General features: G+C 59.9%; 21 protein-coding genes. 9 read left to right on the top strand and 12 right to left on the bottom strand.

Annotated elements, in window-relative coordinates:
- Positions 1 to 42 precede the first annotated feature (42 nt).
- The 3 genes from glyA to K0H48_RS29585 are packed head-to-tail and all read left to right on the top strand — an operon-like array spanning position 43 to position 2,652.
- Complete coding sequence (gene glyA / locus K0H48_RS29595; protein WP_219337750.1) at positions 43 to 1,359, top strand: serine hydroxymethyltransferase; 1,317 nt, start codon at positions 43 to 45, stop codon at positions 1,357 to 1,359.
- A 33-nt stretch (positions 1,360 to 1,392) separates the two neighbouring features.
- Positions 1,393 to 2,007, top strand: a complete 615-nt coding sequence (locus tag K0H48_RS29590; RefSeq protein WP_138816473.1) for a LysE family translocator — start codon at positions 1,393 to 1,395, stop codon at positions 2,005 to 2,007.
- A gap of 51 nt (positions 2,008 to 2,058) precedes the next feature.
- Complete coding sequence (locus K0H48_RS29585) at positions 2,059 to 2,652, top strand: threonine transporter RhtB (RefSeq protein ID WP_219337749.1); 594 nt, start codon at positions 2,059 to 2,061, stop codon at positions 2,650 to 2,652.
- A 515-nt stretch (positions 2,653 to 3,167) separates the two neighbouring features.
- On the opposite strand, the gene K0H48_RS29580 is transcribed toward K0H48_RS29585, so the two are convergent.
- The 3 genes from K0H48_RS29580 to plsB are packed head-to-tail and all read right to left on the bottom strand — an operon-like array spanning position 3,168 to position 6,854.
- Complete coding sequence (locus K0H48_RS29580) at positions 3,168 to 3,857, bottom strand: DUF4197 domain-containing protein (protein WP_138816471.1); 690 nt, start codon at positions 3,855 to 3,857, stop codon at positions 3,168 to 3,170.
- A gap of 39 nt (positions 3,858 to 3,896) precedes the next feature.
- Positions 3,897 to 4,298 carry a YbaY family lipoprotein gene (locus tag K0H48_RS29575; RefSeq protein WP_219337748.1) on the bottom strand — a complete coding sequence of 134 codons (402 nt, stop codon included), beginning with the start codon at positions 4,296 to 4,298 and terminating at the stop codon, positions 3,897 to 3,899.
- A gap of 51 nt (positions 4,299 to 4,349) precedes the next feature.
- Positions 4,350 to 6,854 (bottom strand): glycerol-3-phosphate 1-O-acyltransferase PlsB, encoded by a 2,505-nt coding sequence (gene plsB / locus K0H48_RS29570; protein ID WP_219337747.1) that lies wholly within the window; start codon positions 6,852 to 6,854, stop codon positions 4,350 to 4,352.
- A gap of 183 nt (positions 6,855 to 7,037) precedes the next feature.
- Here plsB and K0H48_RS29565 point away from each other — a divergent pair, with 183 nt between their 5' ends.
- Positions 7,038 to 7,247: a cold-shock protein gene (locus tag K0H48_RS29565; RefSeq protein ID WP_003219353.1), complete on the top strand. Its 210-nt coding sequence runs from the start codon at positions 7,038 to 7,040 to the stop codon at positions 7,245 to 7,247.
- Between the two features lie 146 nt (positions 7,248 to 7,393).
- Here the strand turns inward: K0H48_RS29565 and K0H48_RS29560 are convergent, their stop codons facing one another.
- The 4 genes from K0H48_RS29560 to K0H48_RS29545 all read right to left on the bottom strand — a co-directional run bounded on the left by K0H48_RS29560 (position 7,394) and on the right by K0H48_RS29545 (position 12,631).
- On the bottom strand, positions 7,394 to 7,771 hold the full coding sequence (locus K0H48_RS29560) for a hypothetical protein (RefSeq protein WP_138816468.1): 378 nt from the start codon (positions 7,769 to 7,771) through the stop codon (positions 7,394 to 7,396).
- A gap of 54 nt (positions 7,772 to 7,825) precedes the next feature.
- On the bottom strand, positions 7,826 to 8,635 hold the full coding sequence (locus K0H48_RS29555) for a putative RNA methyltransferase (protein WP_219337746.1): 810 nt from the start codon (positions 8,633 to 8,635) through the stop codon (positions 7,826 to 7,828).
- Positions 8,635 to 9,786 carry a succinyl-diaminopimelate desuccinylase gene (gene dapE / locus K0H48_RS29550; RefSeq protein ID WP_056857547.1) on the bottom strand — a complete coding sequence of 384 codons (1,152 nt, stop codon included), beginning with the start codon at positions 9,784 to 9,786 and terminating at the stop codon, positions 8,635 to 8,637. Before dapE ends, K0H48_RS29555 begins: the two co-directional genes overlap by 1 nt.
- Before the next feature lie 253 nt (positions 9,787 to 10,039).
- The gene (locus K0H48_RS29545; protein ID WP_219337745.1) at positions 10,040 to 12,631 is read right to left on the bottom strand and encodes a glycosyltransferase; all 2,592 of its coding nucleotides are present in this window, start codon (positions 12,629 to 12,631) and stop codon (positions 10,040 to 10,042) included.
- Positions 12,632 to 12,842: 211 nt separating this feature from the next.
- Between K0H48_RS29545 and tcdA the strand changes: the two genes are divergently transcribed.
- Entirely contained in the window at positions 12,843 to 13,664 is an 822-nt protein-coding gene (gene tcdA, locus K0H48_RS29540) for a tRNA cyclic N6-threonylcarbamoyladenosine(37) synthase TcdA (RefSeq protein ID WP_219337744.1), read from the top strand.
- A gap of 124 nt (positions 13,665 to 13,788) precedes the next feature.
- Here the strand turns inward: tcdA and K0H48_RS29535 are convergent, their stop codons facing one another.
- The 4 genes from K0H48_RS29535 to K0H48_RS29520 form a co-directional block, all read right to left on the bottom strand.
- Positions 13,789 to 14,202, bottom strand: coding sequence for a SufE family protein (locus tag K0H48_RS29535; protein WP_219337743.1), 414 nt, complete (start codon positions 14,200 to 14,202; stop codon positions 13,789 to 13,791).
- A complete protein-coding gene (locus K0H48_RS29530; protein ID WP_219337742.1) occupies positions 14,199 to 15,404 on the bottom strand; it encodes an aminotransferase class V-fold PLP-dependent enzyme in 1,206 nt (401 codons plus the stop codon). The genes K0H48_RS29535 and K0H48_RS29530 overlap by 4 nt, the downstream gene beginning before the upstream one ends.
- A 63-nt stretch (positions 15,405 to 15,467) precedes the next feature.
- Complete coding sequence (dapD, locus tag K0H48_RS29525; protein WP_219337741.1) at positions 15,468 to 16,502, bottom strand: 2,3,4,5-tetrahydropyridine-2,6-dicarboxylate N-succinyltransferase; 1,035 nt, start codon at positions 16,500 to 16,502, stop codon at positions 15,468 to 15,470.
- Positions 16,503 to 16,533: 31 nt separating this feature from the next.
- Positions 16,534 to 16,896 (bottom strand): ArsC family reductase, encoded by a 363-nt coding sequence (locus tag K0H48_RS29520; RefSeq protein ID WP_053137275.1) that lies wholly within the window; start codon positions 16,894 to 16,896, stop codon positions 16,534 to 16,536.
- 224 nt (positions 16,897 to 17,120) lie between these two features.
- On the opposite strand from K0H48_RS29520, the gene K0H48_RS29515 reads away from it, so the two are divergent.
- The 4 genes from K0H48_RS29515 to K0H48_RS30900 all read left to right on the top strand — a co-directional run bounded on the left by K0H48_RS29515 (position 17,121) and on the right by K0H48_RS30900 (position 19,695).
- Positions 17,121 to 18,764 carry a Na+/H+ antiporter gene (locus K0H48_RS29515; protein ID WP_219337740.1) on the top strand — a complete coding sequence of 548 codons (1,644 nt, stop codon included), beginning with the start codon at positions 17,121 to 17,123 and terminating at the stop codon, positions 18,762 to 18,764.
- A 217-nt stretch (positions 18,765 to 18,981) separates the two neighbouring features.
- Positions 18,982 to 19,182 (top strand): hypothetical protein, encoded by a 201-nt coding sequence (locus K0H48_RS29510; RefSeq protein WP_219337739.1) that lies wholly within the window; start codon positions 18,982 to 18,984, stop codon positions 19,180 to 19,182.
- Complete coding sequence (locus K0H48_RS30905; protein WP_368862219.1) at positions 19,179 to 19,535, top strand: type II toxin-antitoxin system YhaV family toxin; 357 nt, start codon at positions 19,179 to 19,181, stop codon at positions 19,533 to 19,535. The genes K0H48_RS29510 and K0H48_RS30905 overlap by 4 nt, the downstream gene beginning before the upstream one ends.
- The gene (locus K0H48_RS30900; protein ID WP_257627151.1) at positions 19,459 to 19,695 is read left to right on the top strand and encodes a type II toxin-antitoxin system YhaV family toxin; all 237 of its coding nucleotides are present in this window, start codon (positions 19,459 to 19,461) and stop codon (positions 19,693 to 19,695) included. Before K0H48_RS30905 ends, K0H48_RS30900 begins: the two co-directional genes overlap by 77 nt.
- A 56-nt stretch (positions 19,696 to 19,751) precedes the next feature.
- Here K0H48_RS30900 and dapC read toward each other — a convergent pair whose 3' ends face one another.
- Entirely contained in the window at positions 19,752 to 20,951 is a 1,200-nt protein-coding gene (dapC, locus tag K0H48_RS29500) for a succinyldiaminopimelate transaminase (protein ID WP_219337738.1), read from the bottom strand.
- Positions 20,952 to 21,080 lie beyond the last annotated feature (129 nt).

The raw sequence follows: 21,080 nt of genomic DNA, 5'->3' as shown, positions 1-21,080 counted from the left end.
CACCTGTGGCTGGTTGTCACGCGAACAGATGGGATAAGGGTCATGCATGATATTGAATGCCTCCAGCGCGCCAATGCCTTGCTCAAGCAGGCGCAATCACACTCGGCCATGGCCGATCTGGTCCGGGCGGCGGTGGTTCGCAATGAGCAATGGCGTGGGCAGCAGTGCATTAATCTGGTGGCAGCTGAATCACCCACCAGCCCCTCGGTGCGTGCGTTACTGGCCAGTGAGGTGGGTACGCGCGCATCGGGTGGGCATATCGGGCGTGACAACCGTTTTTTCTCCGGCATGAAGAACATCGACGAGCTGGAATCGCTTTGCGTGGAACTGCTTAAAATCACGCTGCGTGCCCGGCACGCCGATCATCGTTTGATGGGCGGTATGGCGGCTGTACTGGCTGCGTACACAGCGTTGGCCCGTCCTGAAGATAACGTGATGACTGTGCCAGTGATCCGCGGTGGAGATACCAGTAACCGCACCAACGGGCCGCCGGGGATTCGCGGACTCAAGGTGTGGGACATTCCGTTTGTGCATAAAACTGCAGACATCGACCTGACACGCTTCAGTGAAATTGCTCAGACCCTCAAACCTGCTGTGATTGGGTTGGGCATGACACTGACCTTGTTTCCGTTGCCGTTGGCGGACATCAAAGGCATCGTTTCACCCTGGGGTGGCAAGGTCTATTTCGACGCCGCCCACCAATTGGGCTTGATCAGTGCCGGGTTGTTCCAAGACCCATTGGCTGAGGGCGCCGACCTGATGACCGGGTCTTCCGGGAAGACGTTCAGTGGCCCTCAGGGCGGCGTCATTGTCTGGAACGATGCAGCACTGACAGCGCCTCTGCACGAGGCGATTTTCCCTACGCTGACCGGTAGCCATCAAATCAACCGCGTGGCTGCGCTCGCGGTGGCGGCCACAGAAATGCTCGAGTTCGGGCAACGCTATATGAAACAGGTGGTCAGTAACGCCCAGGCGTTGGCCAGGCACCTGGAGCTTCGGGGGGTGACTGCGTTCTATCGAGAACAGGGTTACACCCGAACCCATCAGATTGTGATTGATTCAAAGCCCTTCGCCTGCGGCCGTGAGGCCGTACAGCGCCTGGAGGCCGCCAACATCATCACCAACGAAATGCCGCTGCCTTGGGACACCGACCCTTACCGAGAAACAGGCATTCGGCTCGGTACTGTCGAGGTTACTCGCCTGGGCATGAAGGAGCCGGAAATGGCCTGGATCGCCGAGCAGATTGCCCGGGTGCTCCTGCATAAAGAGGACCCGATGGGCGTTGCCAATGGTGTGATTGATTTCATGAAGAACCACAGGACAATCTATTACTGCCACGAAAATGGGCTACCCGGTTGAGCCATCCTGAACGTAGTCACAAAGGAAGCGTGCATGCCTGACATCCTGATTTCCGTTTACCAGGCGATATTCACCTTCACCCTCGCGGCGATCGCCTTACTTGCCAGCCCTGGCCCCGCCACCCTGGCGCTGGCAGCCAGCGGCGCGGCTTATGGCATGCAGCGCTCGTTTCAGTTTTTTGTCGGAATCACCCTGGGGTTAGTGATTGCCATGGCGTTGGTAGCCTCGGGGCTGTATGTGGTCTTGCACAGCTTTCCCGGGTTGGCAGTGGCGCTGACGGTCATCTCCATTGTTTATATTTTTTGGCTGGCTTACCGCATTGGTACGGCACCGCCCATTGAGGATGAGCAAGCCGTGGTCACGCCGGGCTGGGGTGCCGGTTTTGTGCTGGGGGTTGCGAATATCAAGGCGTATGCCGCGTTCGCAGCGTTACTGGGCAGTTTCACCTTGGGCACGTCGCCCGCCTGGGAGCAGGGCACCAAGGCGCTTATTTGCTTATTGGTTTGTGTGGTATTCGATTTTTTATGGCTTTTTGCGGGCAGCCGGATGCGCAAGTTGTTCATCCATCCCGTTTGGAGTCGACGACTTAACGTAAGCTTCGCGATTTTGATGGTAGCGACGGTCGCCTGGTCATTCACGCTGACGTAGTAGCGCTATCGGTGGAAAGACCCATGATCATTCCAACCGAGGATAACCTTCATGTTTGGGACCGTTTCTACACTGGTGCTGTTACTGGTCGTGCCCGGGCCGACGAACACGCTGCTGTTACGCGCGGGCGTCTTGTTTGGGTTTGCCGCTTCGTGGCGTATGGCATTGATTGAATGCCTGGCTTACCTGCTGCAAGTCTCTGTCTGGGGCGTGCTGCTGTTTTACCTCTCGGCCTGGTCACCGTGGGCGGTGAAAGCCACGCAAATGGCGGCGGCCTGCTACCTGCTCAAATTGTCATTCACGCTGTGGCAACGCCATACCAGCAGCGTCGACTCAACCCACGATCGGTTATCAGGCCTGCATTTTTTCTGGCTTACGGTGATGAACCCCAAGGGCCTGCTGATTGTTTCGTTTATCGCGCCGATCGGTACATTCGCCTCGTTGTCGGGGTATGCCGGATTCATGGCTCTGCTGGCGATGGTGGTGATACCGGTAGGCGCTGCCTGGATCGTACTGGGCAGCCGTTTTGAAGGGGTTCAGAAAGCCTGGTTGACCCCCTTGAAGATCAACCGCATCACCTCTGTGGCTATCGGTTGTTTTGCCACAATCATGATGGGCCGATTGGCAGGGGCGGTGATTCACTGATTCACATGCTGATGCAAACAGGCGTGTGTGGCTTTGGAACGTTTGTTTTTTTTACTCCACTCAGAATTGCCTGATGGACAGGCACAGGTTTGGACGTTGCCAATTCGGCAGTCTGGCCTTTTTGAATGAGTTTATGGAGTTTTACATGGCTTTTTTAGATGCTATTGCTGCTTTCAAAGATGCGTTTCTCGGGGCCTTGCTGGGCAATAACGTACCGCGCAATGATTTTGGAAGGGGGTATAGGTCAGGGCACGCAACAAACGATCACCACCACCACCACCATCATCACCAACATCGTCCTCATACAGTGCGGCCACACGCGGGCCATACCTATCCAACCCAGACCAACCATGGCAGGCCGTATCCACAACAACACACGGTCCACGAGCAGCCTTCACCCTACAGGCCTACCTATCCGCTTTACACGCTGAGTCGTTAACAGGCTTGGCCTGAAACAACTGCGCCAAGGCCCGTGGTAAGCGGCCTTGGCGCAGTAGGTCCAGCGTGTTCGGGGCTTACAGCGCGCCAAACACCTTCTTCGCCAGGCTGGTGGCCGCCGCCGCCGGGTTTTTGCGAATGGTTTCTTCCTGCTGCGCGATCATCTTGAACAAGCCGTCCAGCGCCTGTTCGGTCACGTAGTTTTCAACGTTGGCACTTTTGGCATCCACTGCGCCAAAGGCTGCCGCCTTGCCGGCCAGGGCGTTGTACTGCTGAGCAACCCCAACCTTGTCGGTAGCGGCCTTGACGATCGGCAGGAACTTGGCGCGGATCTGTTCGCGGCTGCTTTTATTCAGGTACTGCGTCGCCGAGTCCTGGCCGCCGCTGAGAATGCCCTTGGCGTCGGTCACACTCATGTTTTTTACCGCATTGACCAGGATCGGCTGCGCCTGGGTCACGGCCGTTTCGGCGGCCTTGTTCATGCTGGTTTCCAGCTGCGTGACCTGGTCACCCATGCCGAACATCTTCAGCTTGTCGGCGACTTTGCCCAGTTTGCCTGGCAAGCCGATCTTCACTTCGGGGTTGTTGCTGAAACCACCGGGCGCGCCCAGTTGTTTCACGGCGATCTGTGCGCCTTGGGTCAGGGCGTCCTTGAGGCCGCCGCTGGCGTCGCCCTGGGACAGGCTGCCAAGGTCGAGGGCCATGGCGTTGGCACCGAGTAGCAGGCCGGCGCACAGGGCAGTGAGGCGAAGAGAGTTACGGAGCATGAGCGCTTCCTTATGTTCGGGCTTATGTTCTAGAGAATGTCAGTGTGCGACAGCATCAACGCGCAGGCGCAGAGGTTGTGCGTCCTTGCCGTCGAGCTGCACCGCGTGGCGTTCGGTGGTAATAAACAGTAGCTTGCCGTCCAGCTCGATGCGAGCACTCACCGAGTAAGTGTGGCCTGGCTTGATTTGGGCCGGGTCATAGCTCAAGTGAAACGGCAACGGCACCTGGCCTTTGACCGGGCCTTTCTGTTCGGCGAGGGTCACCGCCGGGGCGTCCATCAGCGACACGTCCTGCAGGCTGACACTCAAGGTGGCAGCGGGCGGCAACGCGATGCGTTGCAGGTAGAACACTTCGCCGTCGAGGCTGGCCTTGGAGGCTGGAGTCATGGATTGGCAGGCTCCGATCAGGGCGGTAAGGCCCAGGAGGATGATCTTTTTCATGGTACAGCTCCTTTTCAACGGCGCCGGAAACAGCCCGGCGCCTCAGTCAATCTAGCGGCTTTCTGCCGGTTCCACAGGCGCTTCGGCTGCACCGTCGACGCGGTGCAAAGCCACCTGGCGAATCGACAGGCGAATGTCGGCAGGCAATACGCGTTTGGCCGCGCCCTCCGCCAGTTCGCCGAGCAGGTCGTGGTAACTCAGCTTGCCGGCTTCGTCGCGGCGCAGCACATCTTGCTCCAGCAATGTCTGGATAAAATGTCGGAAAAGGCTCTTGTCGAAGAATTCCGGCGCATTCAGGCCATGCAGGATCGACAGACGCTGGGCCATGATCGTGCACAGGTCTTCCAGTTCTTCGGCACTGATGCTGTTCTGGCCGCTGTTGAGCAGCAGCGAGATCGCCATGTAGAAACGTTGCAGGGTCTGGGCGATGCTCTTGGACAGCAGCGTCAGCAGCACAAAGTGCCGCGAGCTCGGGGCCGGGCGCAGGTAGACAACGTTTTCAAAACGCAACAGGCCTTGCTCGACGAAGGCTTCCAGCCATTGGTCGACGACCGCGTCCAATTCTTCCAGCGACCAGCGAATAAACAGCTCCGACTGCAAGTACGGGTAGAGCGCGCGGGTGTAGCGCAGGATCTGTTCGCGGCTCATGCGTGAGCTGCTCTGGAAAAAACTCGCCAGCAGCGCCGGCAGGGCGAAGATGTGCAGCACGTTGTTGCGGTAGTAGGTCATCAGGACGGCGTTCTGCTCATCCAGATACACAATCTTGCCCAGGGCGTCACTCTGCTCCGACAGCAGGTTCATGTCCTTGACGTGCTTGATCAGTGCCAGGCCATCGCCTTCCGGCAAAGTGGTGTGCGGCGAGTAGGGCACGCGGCGCAGCAGCGCCAGGTACAGGTCCAGCTGGCGGGCCATGGCCTGTTCATCCAGGGCCAGGCGCGTGGTCGAAAGCAGCGCCAGGGCCACCAGGTTCACCGGGTTGACCGCTGCGGCTTCGTTGAGGTGGCGCGCCACCTGCTCGCCGAGGCGGTTGGTGGTTTCGTTGAGCCACGCCGGTTTGTAATTCGGGCCCAGCTCTTGGGCACGCCAATCCGGCTGCTCGGCATCGAGGAACTCGGCCAGCTTGATCGGCTCACCGAAGTTGACCGCGACCTGGCCAAAGCGCTGCTTGAGCGCGCCGACCACTTTGAAAATATCGAAGATCGATTCTTTCTTCTTGCTCGCCCCGCGCAGCTCGCCCAGGTAAGTACGGCCTTCGAGCACGCGCTCATAGCCGATGTACACCGGCACAAACACGATCGGCATGCGTGAGGAGCGCAAAAAGCTGCGCAGGGTGATCGCCAGCATCCCGGTTTTCGGTTGCAACATGCGCCCGGTGCGCGAGCGGCCGCCTTCGACGAAGTACTCCACCGGGAAGCCCTTGGTGAACAGGGTGTGCAGGTATTCGTTGAACACCGAGGTGTACAGCGGGTTGCCCTTGAAGGTGCGGCGCATGAAAAACGCACCGCCACGGCGCAGCAGGCTGCCGATCACGGGCATGTTCAGGTTGATGCCGGCGGCAATGTGCGGCGGAGTCAGGCCGTTTTTGAACAGCAGGTAGGACAGCAACAGGTAGTCGATATGGCTGCGGTGGCAAGGCACGTAGATCACCTCGTAACCCTGGGCGACCTTTTGCACACCTTCGATATTGTTGACCTTGATGCCGTCGTAGATCTTGTTCCAGAACCAGCTCAACACCACTTCCAGAAAGCGGATCGCGGTGTAGGTGTAGTCCGAGGCGATCTCGTTGCCGTAGCGCAGGGCCTGGGCCTTGGCTTTTTCCGGGGTGATTTTCTCGCGTTCGGCTTCATCGGCGATGGCCTGGCGCACCAGCGGCATGTTGACCAGGCCTTTGACCAGGTTGCGGCGGTGAGACAGGTCGGGGCCGATCACCGCAGTCTTCAGATTACGAAAGTGCACACGCAGGATGCGTTGGGCCATGCGCACGGTGCGTTCGTGACCTTTATTGTGCTCGATCAATTCACGCAGGTTGATAGGCGCGGAGAATTGCACGCGGGTCTTGCGACCCAGGATCAAAATGCTCAACAAGCGGCGCAGACGCCCGGTGACCGCCCAGCTGTCGGCAAACAGCAGTTTCCATGGGCTGGACTCGCTTTCGGGCGACTGCCCCCAGAACACGCTGACCGGAATGATTTGTGCATTCTCTTCGGCGTGCTCGCTCAGGCTGTTGACCAGGCGCGTCAAGGTTGGCGGCGCGCCGCGCTTGTCCTGGCGACCGAGCCAGTCGGGTTCGGGCGTGAGGTAGAAGAACGCGGCGGGTTCGATCAGCGAGCCCACTGACACCGGCAGCACCGGGCGCGGCAGGCCGGCCTTGGTGCATTCCTTATCGACCACCGCCAATTCGGTGAGAGAGGGCGATTGCAGGACGTAAAACACCGGCCGGCTGCGGTCCAGGTTAAGGGTTAGGGACGACTGGTTGATCGTCTCGGAGCGAACCCAGAGGTACAACAGTCGGCGCAAGGTGCCAAACACCAGACGGCGGAACGGGGAGCGGGTCATAGGCGTGCTGCTTCAAGTGGAAAAAACCGAGCAGGTGCTCGGGCGGGTAGTGTGCCGTATTCGCCGAAAATCGGCAAAAAAGCAGCGATGTAAACTTGAGTTGATCGTTTTTGAGCCTGTCTTATACTCGGCAGTTCAATGCGAGCGACTCAACAATAAAAATGCATGTGGGAGTAAGAACAGATGGCAACGCGTGAAACCGGCAATGTGAAGTGGTTCAACGATGCAAAGGGCTATGGCTTTATCCAGCGTGAAGACGGCAAGGATGTGTTTGTGCACTACCGCGCCATTCGCGGTGAGGGCCACCGCTCATTGGCCGAGGGTCAGCAGGTGGAATACGCCGTGGTGACTGGCGAGAAGGGTTTGCAGGCTGAGGATGTGGTGGGCCTGTAACAATTGATTTTTGCAACACCGCTGAACCCATGTGGGAGCGGGCTTGCTCGCGAATACGGTGTGTCAGTTAATACATCTGTTGACTGATCCACCGCTTTCGCGAGCAAGCCCGCTCCCACATTTTGATTGGGTTCACAATCTATGGGTTATGCAGTTTTCCAGGTGATCTGCTCTTCGCCGTCCGCACTGACGCGAATCCAGGTATCAGCGCTTTCTTCACCTTCTTCTTCAACCCACGTACCCGGCGCGCAGCGCACTTCGACGTTCAGCGCGGCAAAGGCGGCGCGGGCGCAGGCGATGTCGTCGTCCCACGGCGTCTGGTCGCTGTCCAGGTGCAGACTGTTCCATTTGCCCACGGCTTTTGGCAGCCAGGTGACCGGCACAGTGCCGGCTTTGCACTTGTAGGTCTGGCCTTTCTGTACCCAGTCGGTGCATGGGCCCAGGGCGGCACCCAGCCAGGCGGCGATGGCCTTGTAGTCGACGTCGGCGTCTTTCAGGTAAATCTCGATATCAGGTTGGCGCATGGATGTTCCTCGTTGCGGGATTCGAAAATCCATTCGCGGATACTTAAAAGTCGGTTATTGAAGCACGAAATAATCGTAGCGCATCGACACTGTGACCCGTAGCGGCTCGGCGGCCTCGATTACTTCAGTACGGCGCTCGGCACTCGCGCGCCAGCCATGGGGCGTCATCGCCAGCAGGTTGGCGCGGTCCTGGGGTTCGATCAGGCTCAGGGTGAACTCCAGCGTTTCACTGTGCTCCAGGCTCATGCCTTCGGGCACCAGAGCCAAATGCTTGTCGTCGGTGTATTCACGCACTTCGTCGTACAGGCGTTCGCGCAGTTCCATCAAGTGGCCGGCGGTCGGGCCGACCTTCATCAAGCCGCCGCCGGGGCTGAGCAGGCGCTTAGCCTCTTCCCAGTCCAAAGGGCTGAACACGCTGGCGAGAAACTGGCAACTGCCCGACGCCAACGGCACGCGGGCCATGCTGGCGATCAACCAGGTCAGCGCCGGGTTGCGTTTGCATGCGCGTTTCACCGCTTCCTTGGAGATATCCAGCGCATAGCCGTCAGCGTGGGGCAGGGCTTGGGCGATTTGTGCGGTGTAGTAACCCTCGCCACACCCGATGTCCACCCAGCGCTGCGGCGCGCGCTCGGCGGCCAGTTCGGCCAGGCGCTTGGCCACCGGCGCATAGTGCCCGGCGTTGAGAAAGTCGCGGCGTGCCTCGACCATGGCGAGGTTGTCGCCTGGGTCACGGCTGTTTTTGTGCTGCACCGGCAACAGGTTCAGGTAACCCTGGCGCGCACGGTCGAAACGGTGCCCGGCCGGGCACGCCACGCCATTATCCACCGCGTTGAGCGGTGCGCTGCAAAGGGGGCAAGCGAGCATCAGGCGAGCAACTTGATCAGGGTTTGGTAGTAGATTTCGGTCAGCACATCGAGGTCACTGGCCAGGATGCGTTCGTTGACCTGATGGATCGTCGCGTTGACCGGGCCCAGCTCGACCACTTGGGTGCCCAATGTGGCGATGAAACGCCCATCGGATGTGCCACCGCTGGTGGACGCCTTGGTCTCGCGGCCGGTAATCGCCTTGATGCTGGCCGATACCGCGTCGAGCAACGCGCCCGGCTCGGTGAGGAATGGCAGGCCAGACAAGGCCCATTCAACGTGCCAGTCCAGGCCGTGTTTATCCAGAATCGCCGCAACCCGCTGTTGCAGGCCTTCGACGGTGGACTCGGTGGAGAAGCGGAAGTTGAACACCGCCGTCAGGTCGCCGGGGATCACGTTGGTGGCGCCGGTGCCGGAATTGAGGTTGGAGATCTGGAAGCTGGTCGGCGGGAAAAAGGTGTTGCCGTCGTCCCAATGCTCTGCGGCGAGTTCCGCCAACGCCGGGGCCGCCAGGTGGATCGGGTTCTTTGCCAGGTGCGGGTACGCCACGTGGCCTTGCACGCCGCGCACGGTCAGGGTGGCACCCAGGGAGCCGCGACGGCCGTTCTTGACCACATCGCCTACCAGCGTGGTGCTCGACGGTTCGCCGACGATGCACCAGTCCAGACGCTCTTTGCGGGCCGCCAGGCGTTCGATCACCGCTTTGGTGCCGTGGTGCGCCGGGCCTTCTTCATCGCTGGTGATCAGAAAAGCCACCGAACCCTTGTGGTCCGGGTAGTCGGTCACAAAACGCTCCGAGGCCACCAGCATCGCCGCCAGGCTGCCTTTCATGTCCGCCGCGCCACGCCCGCAGAGCATGCCGTGTTCGTCGATCAACGCATCGAACGGGTCGTTCTGCCAGGCCTGCACCGGGCCGGTTGGTACCACGTCGGTGTGGCCGGCAAAGCACAGTACCGGGCCTTCGTGTTTGCCATGGGTGGCCCAGAAGTTGTCCACGTCTTCGATACGCATCGGCTCAAGTGCAAAACCGGCGTCGCCCAGGCGCTGCATCATCAGCTTCTGGCAGTCGGCATCGATCGGCGTCACCGAGGGGCGACGGATCAAGTCGATGGCAAGTTGAAGGGTCGGCGAAAGGTCGGCGTGGGCCGTCATGGGAAAACTCCGGGAAGCGTGTAAGGGGCGCAGGACGAATGTGGAATACAGAACCTGAATCGGCGCAAATCTAATATGGGAGCTGGCTTGCCTGCGATAGCATCGCCGCGGTGTACCTGCCAGACCGTGGCGTCTGCATCGCAGGCAAGCCAGCTCCCACAGAAAACAGGGCTAGGCCAAGTCTCGCAAAACGGCCGTTATCTTATAGCAAAACGGCGGCCAGAGGCCGCCGTTTAGTGCATTGCGCAAGTTTTTACTCAGCCGTTGCCGGCTCAACCTTAGGTGCAGGTTTTGGCAGCGACGACAGGAACGCCATGATCAGCGCCGCCACATACGGCAGCGATTGCACCAGCAGCATCACCACCCAGAAGCGTATGTCATTGCTTGGCAGGCCCTGCACCAGGTAAATCCCCAGTGCGGCGCCCCACAACAGCAACATGATGAACATCTCTTCGCGGGCTTCGGAAATCGCCACCCAGAAACCGTGGTTATCGGCATTTTTCGGTGTGCGAAAGAACGGGATACTGGTGGTGAAGAAGCCATACAGCACCGCCTTGGCGATGGTGTGCGACAACGCCAACCCGGCCAGCGCCGCGCAGAACGCGTCTTTGAGGTTCACACCCACCGCTCGGCGGTAGAGGAAGACGATTTTGCCGACCTTGAACACAAACAACGCCAATGGCGGGATCGCGAAAATCAACAGCGGCGGGTCAACACGGGTCGGCACGATGATCATCGCCGCCGACCACAACAGAGCGCCGACGGTGAAGAAGATGTTCATGCCATCCGCCACCCACGGCAACCAGCCTGCGAGGAAGTGGTAACGCTGGCCACGGGTCAGCTCGGTGCCCTTGCCGCGCAACAGGCTGGCGGTGTGGCGCTTGATGATCTGGATCGCGCCGTAGGCCCAGCGGAAACGCTGTTTCTTGAAGTCGATAAAGGTATCCGGCATCAAGCCCTTGCCGTAACTGTCGTGGTAATACGCCGCCGACAGGCCTTTCTCGAATACGCGCAGGCCGAGTTCGGCATCTTCACAGATGCACCAGTCGGCCCAACCGAGTTCTTCGAGCACCGAGCGACGGGTCATGGTCATGGTGCCGTGCTGGATGATCGCGTCACGGTCGTTACGGGTGACCATGCCGATATGGAAGAAGCCTTTGTATTCGGCATAGCAGAGCTTCTTGAAGGTGCTTTCGTTCTGGTCGCGGTAATCCTGTGGCGACTGCACCACGGCGATTTTCGGGTCGGCGAAGTGCGGCACCATGTGCTTGAGCCAGTTAGGCGACACGCAGTAGTCCGAGTCGATCACCGCGATCACTTCGGCATCCTTGGCGGTGTGTGGGATCAGGTAGTTCAGCGCGCCACCCTTGAAACCGGCCAGGGGCGAGACGTGGAAGAACTTGAAGCGCGGGCCGAGGGTTTCGCAGTATTCACGCACCGGCTCCCAGACGGCCGGGTCTTTGGTGTTGTTGTCGATGATCAGGACTTCGAAGTCCGGGTAATCGAGGGCGGCCAGGGCGTCGAGGGTCTGTTTGACCATCTCCGGCGGCTCGTTGTAGCACGGCACATGAATCGAGACTTTCGGGCGGTAGTGCGAATCACCTTCCACCGGCAGGAATTCACGCCGGCGCTTGTGGGTCCACACCGCTTCCGCCAGTTCGTGGGCTTCGGTGAGCAATACGATAAACACGCCCAAGGCGCCAAGTGCCAGCAAGATGCCGACCGTCACACTGAACCAGGTGCTGTATTGCTGGCTGTAGTCGTAGCCGATCCAGACCAATACCGAACCGCACAGGAACGCGATAAACGTCAGGAAGGTGCGGCCACGCTGGCGCAGGGCCGAGCCGTCGATCATCAGCAGGGTCAGCGACAGCAGCGCCAGCACCACCGAGCCGATGGCCAGCACGCGCCATTGCGGGATGGCGACGACCGGGCCCTCAAAGTTGAATTTCTGCTGGCGTGCGGCGTTGTACACGCCCCAATAGGCGCCGGCCGAACCTTCGTCACTGACTTTCCACGGCTGGTCGAAGGCCTCGATCACGAAGTAGTTGTAACCCTGGCGGTTGAGCTTGTTGACCAGCGTACGCAGGTAAATCGCCTGGTCTGCCGGCGAGGTTTCATTGCCACCGCGCATACGGCCGTTGCTCGGCCAGCCCACTTCCGAGAGCAGCAGCGGTTTTTTCGGGAACAGCTTTTTCAGGTCCCGGGCACGGTCGAGTACGTATTGGCCGGCCTTGTCCATCGGGATGAACTCCCAGAACGGCAGGATGTGCGCGGCGATCAGGTCGACGTGCTTGGCCAGTTGCGGGTTCTTTTCCCAGATGTGCCATTGCTCGGAGGTGGTCACCGGTACTTTCACGGCGGCGCGCACCCGGTCCAGCAGCACGATCAGCGCCTCTGGGGTGATTTCCTCACGGAACAACGCCTCGTTACCGACTACCACACGCACAACGCTGCGCGAGGTGTTGGCGATCTCGATGGCGCGCTGGATTTCACGCTCGTTGCGTTCCAGGTCCGGGCTGATCCAGATCCCCAGGGTCACGCGCAGGCCGAACTCTTCGGCCAGTTTGGGGATATCGCCCAAGGTGCCATCGACCGAGTAAGTCCGGATGTTGTCCGTCAGCTTGCTCATGATCGCCAGGTCCTGGCGCATCTGGTCGTCAGTGGGGTACTGGTCTTTCTGCGGGAACTGGCCTTGTTGGAACGGCGAGTAGGAGAACCCGGAGATCTGTTCAGGCCAGTTGGGGGTGGTGACCGGGCGGTTGATCAGCGCCCAGAAGCCGGTGAAGAGCGCGGCAATTGCCAGCACCACCACCAGGTTGAGTCCAAATTTACGCGATGACATGGCTATTTCGGGTTCCAAAGGGTGTGGAACGAAAAGAGGTGTCGGCCTACGCCGAACGGCGCGCATCCTACACCGGCCTTTAACTGAGCGTACAGCAGACAGAGAAAAGCCGGACGTTAGTCAGCGAAAGACCCTCTAAGTTCTTTACTTGTAGCTGCAAGCTTCGAACTTGTCGCTGCGTAGTCCATAATGCGCGCCGGTTTTTGGGGTAATGGTCATGAGCACAGAAGATCCACGGTTTGCAGGCGTCGCCCGCTTGTATGGCATTGAAGGCCTGGAACGCTTGAAAGCGGCCCATGTGGCGATCGTCGGCGTCGGCGGTGTGGGCTCGTGGGCGGCGGAAGCCATCGCCCGTTGCGGAGTAGGCGAGATTTCGCTGTTTGACCTGGACGATGTCTGCGTCAGTAACAGCAACCGCCAGTTGCACGCCCTGGACAGCACCGTGGGCAAGCCCAAGGTCGAAGTGATGGCCGAACGCCTGCGCGGCATCAACCCAGACTGCAGGGTGCACGCGGTGGCGGACTTCGTGACCCGTGACACTATGGCCGAGTACATCACACCGAATATCGATTGCGTGATCGACTGCATCGACGCCGTCAATGCCAAGGCCGCGCTGATCGCCTGGTGCAAGCGCCGCAAGATCCAGATCATCACCACCGGCGGCGCCGGCGGGCAGATCGACCCGACGCTGATCCAGGTCTGCGACCTGAACCGCACCTTCAATGACCCGCTGGCCTCGAAAGTGCGCTCCACGTTACGCCGCGACTATGGTTTTTCGCGCACCGTGACCCGCCATTACAGCGTGCCGTGTGTGTTCTCTACCGAGCAGCTGCGTTATCCCAAGCCGGACGGCAGCATTTGTTTGCAGAAGAGTTTTGTCGGTGACGGCGTGAAGCTGGACTGTGCCGGTGGGTTTGGCGCGGTGATGATGGTCACGGCCACGTTTGGCATGGTGGCGGCGACCAAGGCGGTGGACAAGATTGTGGCCGGGGTGCGCAGGCCGTCGGAGCGGGTTAAACCTACCCAGATCTAGCTGTCCTGCACAAATCTAAATGTGGGAGCTGGCTTGCCTGCGATAGCATCACTGCGGTCTGACTGATAGACCGAGGTGTCTGCATCGCAGGCAAGCCAGCTCCCACACAAGCCCGCTCCCACATTTAGTGTTGTGTACGGCTTAATTCGCGCATGCGCTGCAGTACCGCATTCAAGCCGTTACTGCGCGACGGCGACAGCTGCCGGGAAAGCCCCAGTTGAGCAAACCAGTCCGGCAGGTCAACGGCCTGCAACTCACTTGCCGACAACCCATTGACCCGTGCCAGCAGCAACGCCACCAACCCCCGAATCATGCGCGCATCGCTGCTGGCGGCAAATTGCCAATGACCATCCTGCAAACGGCCGACCAACCACACCAGGCTTTCACAGCCCTGCACGAGGTTAGCCTCGACCTTTTCGTCATCCGCCAACGACGGCAGCCGCTCGCCCCATTGCATCAGCATGCGGGCGCGCTGCTCCCAACTGCCGACTGCCTGAAACGACTCAAGCGCGCTGATAGCATCCACAGGCAAGCTCATCGCAACATATCCAGCGCCTGGTCGAGCGCTTCAAAGAAGCGTTCCAGGTCATCGGAATCGTTGTACAGCGCCAGGGACACACGGATCGCCCCGGACAAGTGCATGGCTTTGAGCAACGGCATTGCGCAATGGTGGCCGGCCCGCACGGCAATACCTTGCTCGGTGAGCAGGTGAGCCAGGTCGGCGTTATGCACGCCATCCACGACGAAACTGGCGAGTGCCACCTGTGGCGAGCCGAGTACGCGCACGCCATTGCGCGCTTTCAGGCCGCGCAGCAGGTAGTCATGCAGGGCCGCTTCATGGGTGACCACAGCCAGCGGGTCCAGGGAGTTCAGGTAATCCAGCGTGGCGCCCAGGCCGATCACACTCGCAATCGGCGGCGTGCCCGCTTCGAAACCCAGCGGGGCAGGGCGAAAGCTCGCACTCTGATAATCGGCCTGCTGCACCATCTCGCCGCCGAACTGCCAGTGGCGCAGGTGATGCAGCGCTTCGTTGCGGCCATACAGCACGCCGACGCCGTCCGGGCCGTAGAGCTTATGGCTGGAAAACACGTAGAAGTCGCAACCCAGCGCCTGTACGTCGTGGCGACCGTGGACAATGCCTTGGGCGCCATCGACCACGGTCAAAGCGCCGTGGGCCTTGGCCATTGGCAGCAAGGCTTGCAACGGTTGCCAGGCGCCGAGTACGTTGGACAGCTGGCTCACTGCCAGCAGCCGCGTGCGCGGGCCGATCAGTTCGGCGGCGGCCTGCAGGTCAATCACGCCATCATCGCCAAGGGGCAATACCACCAGCGTCAGCGCGCGACGCTTGGCCAGTTGCTGCCAGGGCAGCAGGTTGGCGTGGTGTTCCAGGGCGCTGATGACAATCTCATCGCCCGCATTGAATAAGTGCTCAAGGCCATAGGCCAAGAGGTTCAGCGCTGACGTCGCGCCGTGGGTAAACACGATCTGCCCGTTATCACCTGCGTTCAACCACTGCGCGACCTTGCTGCGACTGTCTTCAAACGCCTGAGTCGCATGGGCACCCGGCAAATGCTGGGCACGGTGCACATTGGCTGCGCCATTGGCGTAGTAATGGCTGATGGCATCCAACAGGGCTTGGGGTTTTTGCGTGGTGGCGGCGTTGTCCAGGTAGGTCTGGTCTTGCCGTTGCAGGGTGGCGATGGCCGGGAAATCGGCGCGCCAGGGAGAGGGCACAAGCATGGTATTAAGACTCGTATAAGCGAGCCCCAGGTTTGGGGCCCGCTAGTGGCATCGAGTGGCTGCTTAGTTGTGAGCGTGCAGCGCTTCGTTCAGTTCGATCGCCGATTTGTGGGTTTTGCACTCCACGGCACCGGTCTGGGAATTGCGGCGGAACAGCAGGTCCGACTGGCCGGCCAGTTCGCGCGCCTTGACCACTTTGACCAGTTGGTTGTGCTCGTCGAGCAGGGCAACCTTGGTGCCGGCAGTCACGTACAGGCCCGATTCCACGGTATTGCGGTCGCCCAACGGGATACCGATACCGGCGTTGGCGCCGATCAGGCAGCCTTCGCCAACCTTGATCACGATGTTGCCGCCACCCGACAGGGTGCCCATGGTAGAGCAACCGCCGCCCAGGTCCGAACCCTTGCCGACGAATACACCTGCCGATACACGGCCTTCGATCATGCCAGGGCCTTCGGTGCCGCCGTTGAAGTTGACGAAACCTTCGTGCATCACCGTGGTGCCTTCGCCCACGTAGGCGCCCAGGCGGATGCGCGCGGCATCAGCGATACGCACACCGGTTGGCACTACGTAGTCAGTCATTTTCGGGAACTTGTCCACCGAGATCACTTCCAGCAGCTCGCCACGCAGGCGTGCTTCCAGCTGGCGCTCGGCCAGCTCGTTGATGTCGATTGCGCCCTGGCTGGTCCATGCCACGTTCGGCAACTGCGGGAACACACCGGCCAGGCTCAGGCCGTGGGGCTTGACCAGGCGGTGGGACAGCAGGTGCAGCTTGAGGTAGGCCTCAGGCGTGGAGGTGAGCGCGGCGTCTTCGGCCAACAGCGTGGCGACCAGCGGTGTGTGGCTTTCAGCCAGGCGGCTGAGCAACGCGGCCTGGGCCGTGTCGACCCCTTTGAGCGCGTCAGCCAGTTGCAGCGCCTGGCTCACGGTGAAGGTAATGGCCTGGTTGCCTTCGGTGTAACCAAGGATCGGCGCGATGGCATCAACGATCTCGGCCGACGGGTTGAGCAGCGGCTGTGCGTAAAACACTTCCAGCCAAGCACCTTGGCGGTTCTGAGTGCCGACGCCGAAGCCCAGGCTGAACAGGGAATAGGACATGCTGTTACCTCTACAAAAATGGAAGGCTGGCCTACTTGAGGGCCGCCGAATAACTATCTGGCTTGAAGCCAATCAGGGTTCTGTCTCCGAGATCGAGCACCGGGCGCTTGATCATCGAGGGTTGTGCGAGCATCAATTCAATGGCTTTCGACTGATCGAGATCGGCTTTGCGTTCGTCTTCGAGTTTGCGAAAGGTGGTGCCCGCACGGTTCAAAACCACCTGCCAACCGTGCTCATTGCACCATTGGGTCAAGTGTTCGCGGTCGATACCGGCCGTTTTGTAGTCGTGGAACTCATAGCTCACCGCGTGCTCATCGAGCCAGGTGCGCGCCTTTTTCATGGTGTCGCAGGCTTTGATGCCGAAAAGGTGCAAGGTTTTGCTTGAAGCGGTCAAGGAATTGCCCCCCTTTGGACGTACGAAAGTTAAAGGTCACGGATTATGCCACGACCAGCGGGTTTGGGTGCCGCTCGTCATACTTGCCGATGCTTCAGTGCGACTTATGTGCAAAAGCGGTTGCGCAGCCCAGCGGGTAACATAGCCGTTTAATATGGCACTTCAACGGCCCGTTGTTGCCAGATCGGTGTCATAGCAAGTCGATTGTCCGGGAACCCCGCGTTATGCAAACCGCCTATACCGTTCTTATCTTGCTGATGCTGGTCAGCGTTTCGCGCCTTGTCGGGCGCATTATTCCCCTGCCGTTGCCCTTGGTGCAGATCGCCGCCGGCGCCTTGCTGGCCTGGCCTACGCTAGGGCTGCATGTAGCGCTGGACCCGGAGCTGTTCCTGTTTCTGTTTCTGCCGCCGTTGCTGTTCTCCGATGGCTGGCGCATGCCCAAGCGCGAATTGTGGCGACTCAGAGGCCCGATCCTGACGTTGGCGGTGGGGCTGGTGTTGTTTACCGTGGTCGGTGCCGGTTACTTCATCCATTGGATATTGCCTACGATCCCGTTGCCGGTGGCCTTCGCCTTGGCAGCCGTATTGTCCCCGACTGACGCCGTGGCGGTGTCAGCCATTTCCCAGAATCGCCTGCCAAAGCCTTTGATGCATATGCTGCAAGGCGAGGCATTGATGAATGATGCCTCGGGCCTGGTGACCTTCAAGTTCGCCCTGGCGGCGGCGTTGACCGGCGTGTTTTCCCTGGCCGATGCCAGCCTGACTTTTGTGCTGGTTGCGGTGGGCGGCCTCGCGGTAGGCGTGGCGCTGAGCTGGTTGGTCGGCCGTTTACGTGCCTGGATGATTGCCCGTGGCTGGGACGACCCGGCCACCCACGTGGTGTTTATGTTACTGCTGCCGTTCGCAGCCTATGTGCTGGCCGAGCGCCTGGGGGCGTCGGGCATTCTGTCGGCGGTGGCGGCGGGCATGATGCAAAGCTGGCTCGACTTGCTGCCACGCCAGACCAGTACGCGCCTGCTCAACCGCAGTGTCTGGTCGCTGCTGGAGTTTGCGTTTAACGGTCTGATCTTTTTGCTACTGGGCCTGCAACTGCCGGACATCATAAAGGCCGTGGTCAGTCACGAGCCGACACTGTGGCCAACCTTGCTGTATCGCTGCCTGGATGTGGTTGCGATTTTCCTGGTGCTGGTGGTGTTGCGCTTTATCTGGGTGCAAAGCATCTGGCGGCTTTCGGGTTTACTGCGGCGTATTCGCGGTAAAAGCGAGCTGACATTGGTGCCGACTGCCCGGTCCTGCTGGCTGTTGACTGTTGGCGGCGTGCGCGGTGCTGTCACCTTGGCGGGTGTGATGTCGGTGCCTCTGCTGCTGGCGCCGGGCCAGGATTTCCCGGAGCGCGACCTGCTGATTTTCATCGCCGCTGGCGTGATCCTGTTGTCGCTGGTCGCCGCCTGTATCGCCTTGCCATTGCTGCTGCGTGGCATCGAACAGAGCCCGGATGAAAAGCGCCATAACGAAGTGCGCGAGGCGTGGAAAAAGACCGCCGTAGCCGCCATCCACGCGCTGGAAGCGGACGAGCCTGCCGAAACCGAAACCCCAGACGCCGCCCAGGCAGCACTCGCGACCGAGCTAAAGGCGCGCCTGATGTCGGAATATCGTCATCAGTTGGAAGTATTCAACGATTCAGCCGAAGCCCAGGCGCTGGCGCACCAGATGGACTTGCTTGAGCGTAAATTGCGCCTCAAGGCCCTGCGCGCGCAGCGCTTGGAGTTGTACAGCTTGAGCCGCCATCACCAGATTGGTGATGACGTTTTGCGTGAGGTGTTGGCGGATCTGGATATGAGTGAGGCGAATCTGGGGGCTATCAAGTAAATTGGCCTACCATTGGTTTGAGCTAGGAAAGGCTGCCATATCCATCTATCGGGCCGCTGTCACTCGGGGGCTTTTATGGTGTTAAATGCCTCCCTCGTGATCAATAGTGTTCTACATTGATCCTTAGACAGTCTGATGCATTTTTGAGATCTAATCGCCTCTGGCTTGAGCGGCTCGTTTGCCGGATGAAAAGTCAAAAAAATCATGGAGAGGAGTCATGTCTAAAAGCAATGTCGTCTCGTTTACCGAAAAGAAAGCCGAGCTGCAAGCCGGGGCAGGCTTTCTTGAGTTGCTTGACAACGATATCAAGGCAAATCCAGACACTGTTCTGCCATTGCCACGGGGTTTGGTGCAGCGCATTGAAACCCTTCGCGCTAAAGCAGACGCTAACCGTCGTCGCGAGCTGCAAGAAGGGTGAGCGCGGCTGAGAGCGCTGTTCATGTCGAAAACGGGTGGGCTCTTTATGCTCACCCGTTTTTCGTTTCACGTCTTGATGAACTCACCGTTGAGATAGAGCGAGCTGCTGTCAGCGATCCTGATGGTTTTCATCATCATCCGGCTTACAAGTTGTTCGATGCTGTAACCGTTAACATTCTGCATAACGTGCCGGCTGACCCGACTCGTCCTTGTTACCGTCAGGGAAAGACGCTTGGACGTGAATTTTTACATTGGTTCAGAGTGAAAAAAACAGGGCATGTTGCCGCGATATCGCTTGTTCTTCCAGTTCAGGTCCGATGCGCCCAAGACTATTATTTATGCTTGGCTGAATGATGAGCGAACCTTGCGCAAGGCTGGCGATAAAAATGATGTCTACGCCGTTTTCACAACAATGTTGAAAAACGCAAAGATGCCCAATTCCTTTGCTGAGTTGATGGCGGTGTGCAAAGGGTTAAGCCTTGATGGTGCGGCTACCGGCACCGAGGAAGAGTAGATCTGTTTAAAAAATCAAAAGCCCAGCTTGATCCGCTGGGCTTTTTGTATGGGCATTTACCGACGGCGTCGAATAAAGTCCCGAATCCGCTCCGCCGCTTCCACACACTCCGCCAACGGCGCCACCAGCGCCAGGCGCACACGCCCGGCGCCCGGGTTGAAACCGTCCACTTCGCGCGACAGGTACGAACCCGGCACCACGGTCACGTGTTCTTCCACGAACAAATCGCGGCAGAACGCAGCATCGTCTCCCTGCACATTCGGCCACAGGTAGAAGCCGCCGTCTGGGGCTTGAACATCCAGCACCGGCTTGAGAATCGCCAGCACGGCGTCGAATTTCTCCCGATATATGTCCCGGTTAAGCAATACGTGAGCCTCGTCTTGCCAGGCAGCAATGCTGGCCAGCTGGGTTTGCACCGGCATCGCGCAGCCGTGGTAGGTGCGGTACAGCAGGAAGGCCTTGAGGATATCGGCGTCGCCGGCCACGAAACCCGAACGCAGGCCCGGCAGGTTGGAGCGTTTGGACAGGCTGTGGAACACCACGCAACGCTTGAAGTCCTGGCGGCCCAGTTCCACACAGGCGCTGAGCAAGCCCGGCGGTGGGGTCTGTTCGTCGAAGTACAGCTCGCTGTAGCACTCGTCGGCGGCGATCACGAAGTCGTATTCGTCGGCCAGGGCGATGAGCTTTTTCAGGGTCTCGACTGGGATCAGCGCGCCGGTCGGGTTGCCGGGGGAGCACAGGAACAGGATCTGGCAGCGTTTCCAGATGTCAGGCGAGACGGCGTCGAAGTCCGGGTTGAAACCGTTGCTGTCCAGGCACGGCAGGTAATGCGGCTTGGCCCCGGCCAGGAACGCTGCGCCCTCGTAGATCTGATAGAACGGGTTCGGGCTGACCACCAGTGCATCGTCAGCGCGGTTGACCACGGTCTGGGTGAAGGCAAACAACGCCTCGCGGGTGCCATTGACCGGCAAAATGTTACGCGCCGGATCCAGCCAGCCTTTAGGCACGTTAAAGCGCCGCTCGCACCAGGTGCCGATGGCCTCGCGCAGGGCCGGGATGCCCAGGGTGGTCGGGTAAACCGCCATCTGGTCGAGGTTATCCGCCAGGGCCTTGGCCACGAAGGCCGGGGATTTGTGCTTCGGCTCGCCGATGGACAGCGCGATCGGGCGTTTATCCGGGTTCGGTGTGACGCTGCCGAGCAGGGCGCGCAGTTTTTCGAACGGGTAGGGCTGCAGCTGGTTCAGGGCGTTGTTCATGTAAGCCTCTTACGGTCAGCACGCACTCTGTGGGAGCTGGCTCGCCTGCGATGGCATCACTGTGGTCTGCCTGATAGACCAAGGTGTCTGCATCGCAGGCAAGCCAGCTCCCACATGAATCGTGTCCAC

It is taken from the genome of Pseudomonas sp. Xaverov 259 (assembly GCF_019352915.1).
Classification (GTDB): Bacteria; Pseudomonadota; Gammaproteobacteria; order Pseudomonadales; family Pseudomonadaceae; genus Aquipseudomonas.
The sequence above is the reverse complement of the archived record's forward strand: the minus strand, read 5'-3'. Positions and strand labels throughout refer to the sequence as shown.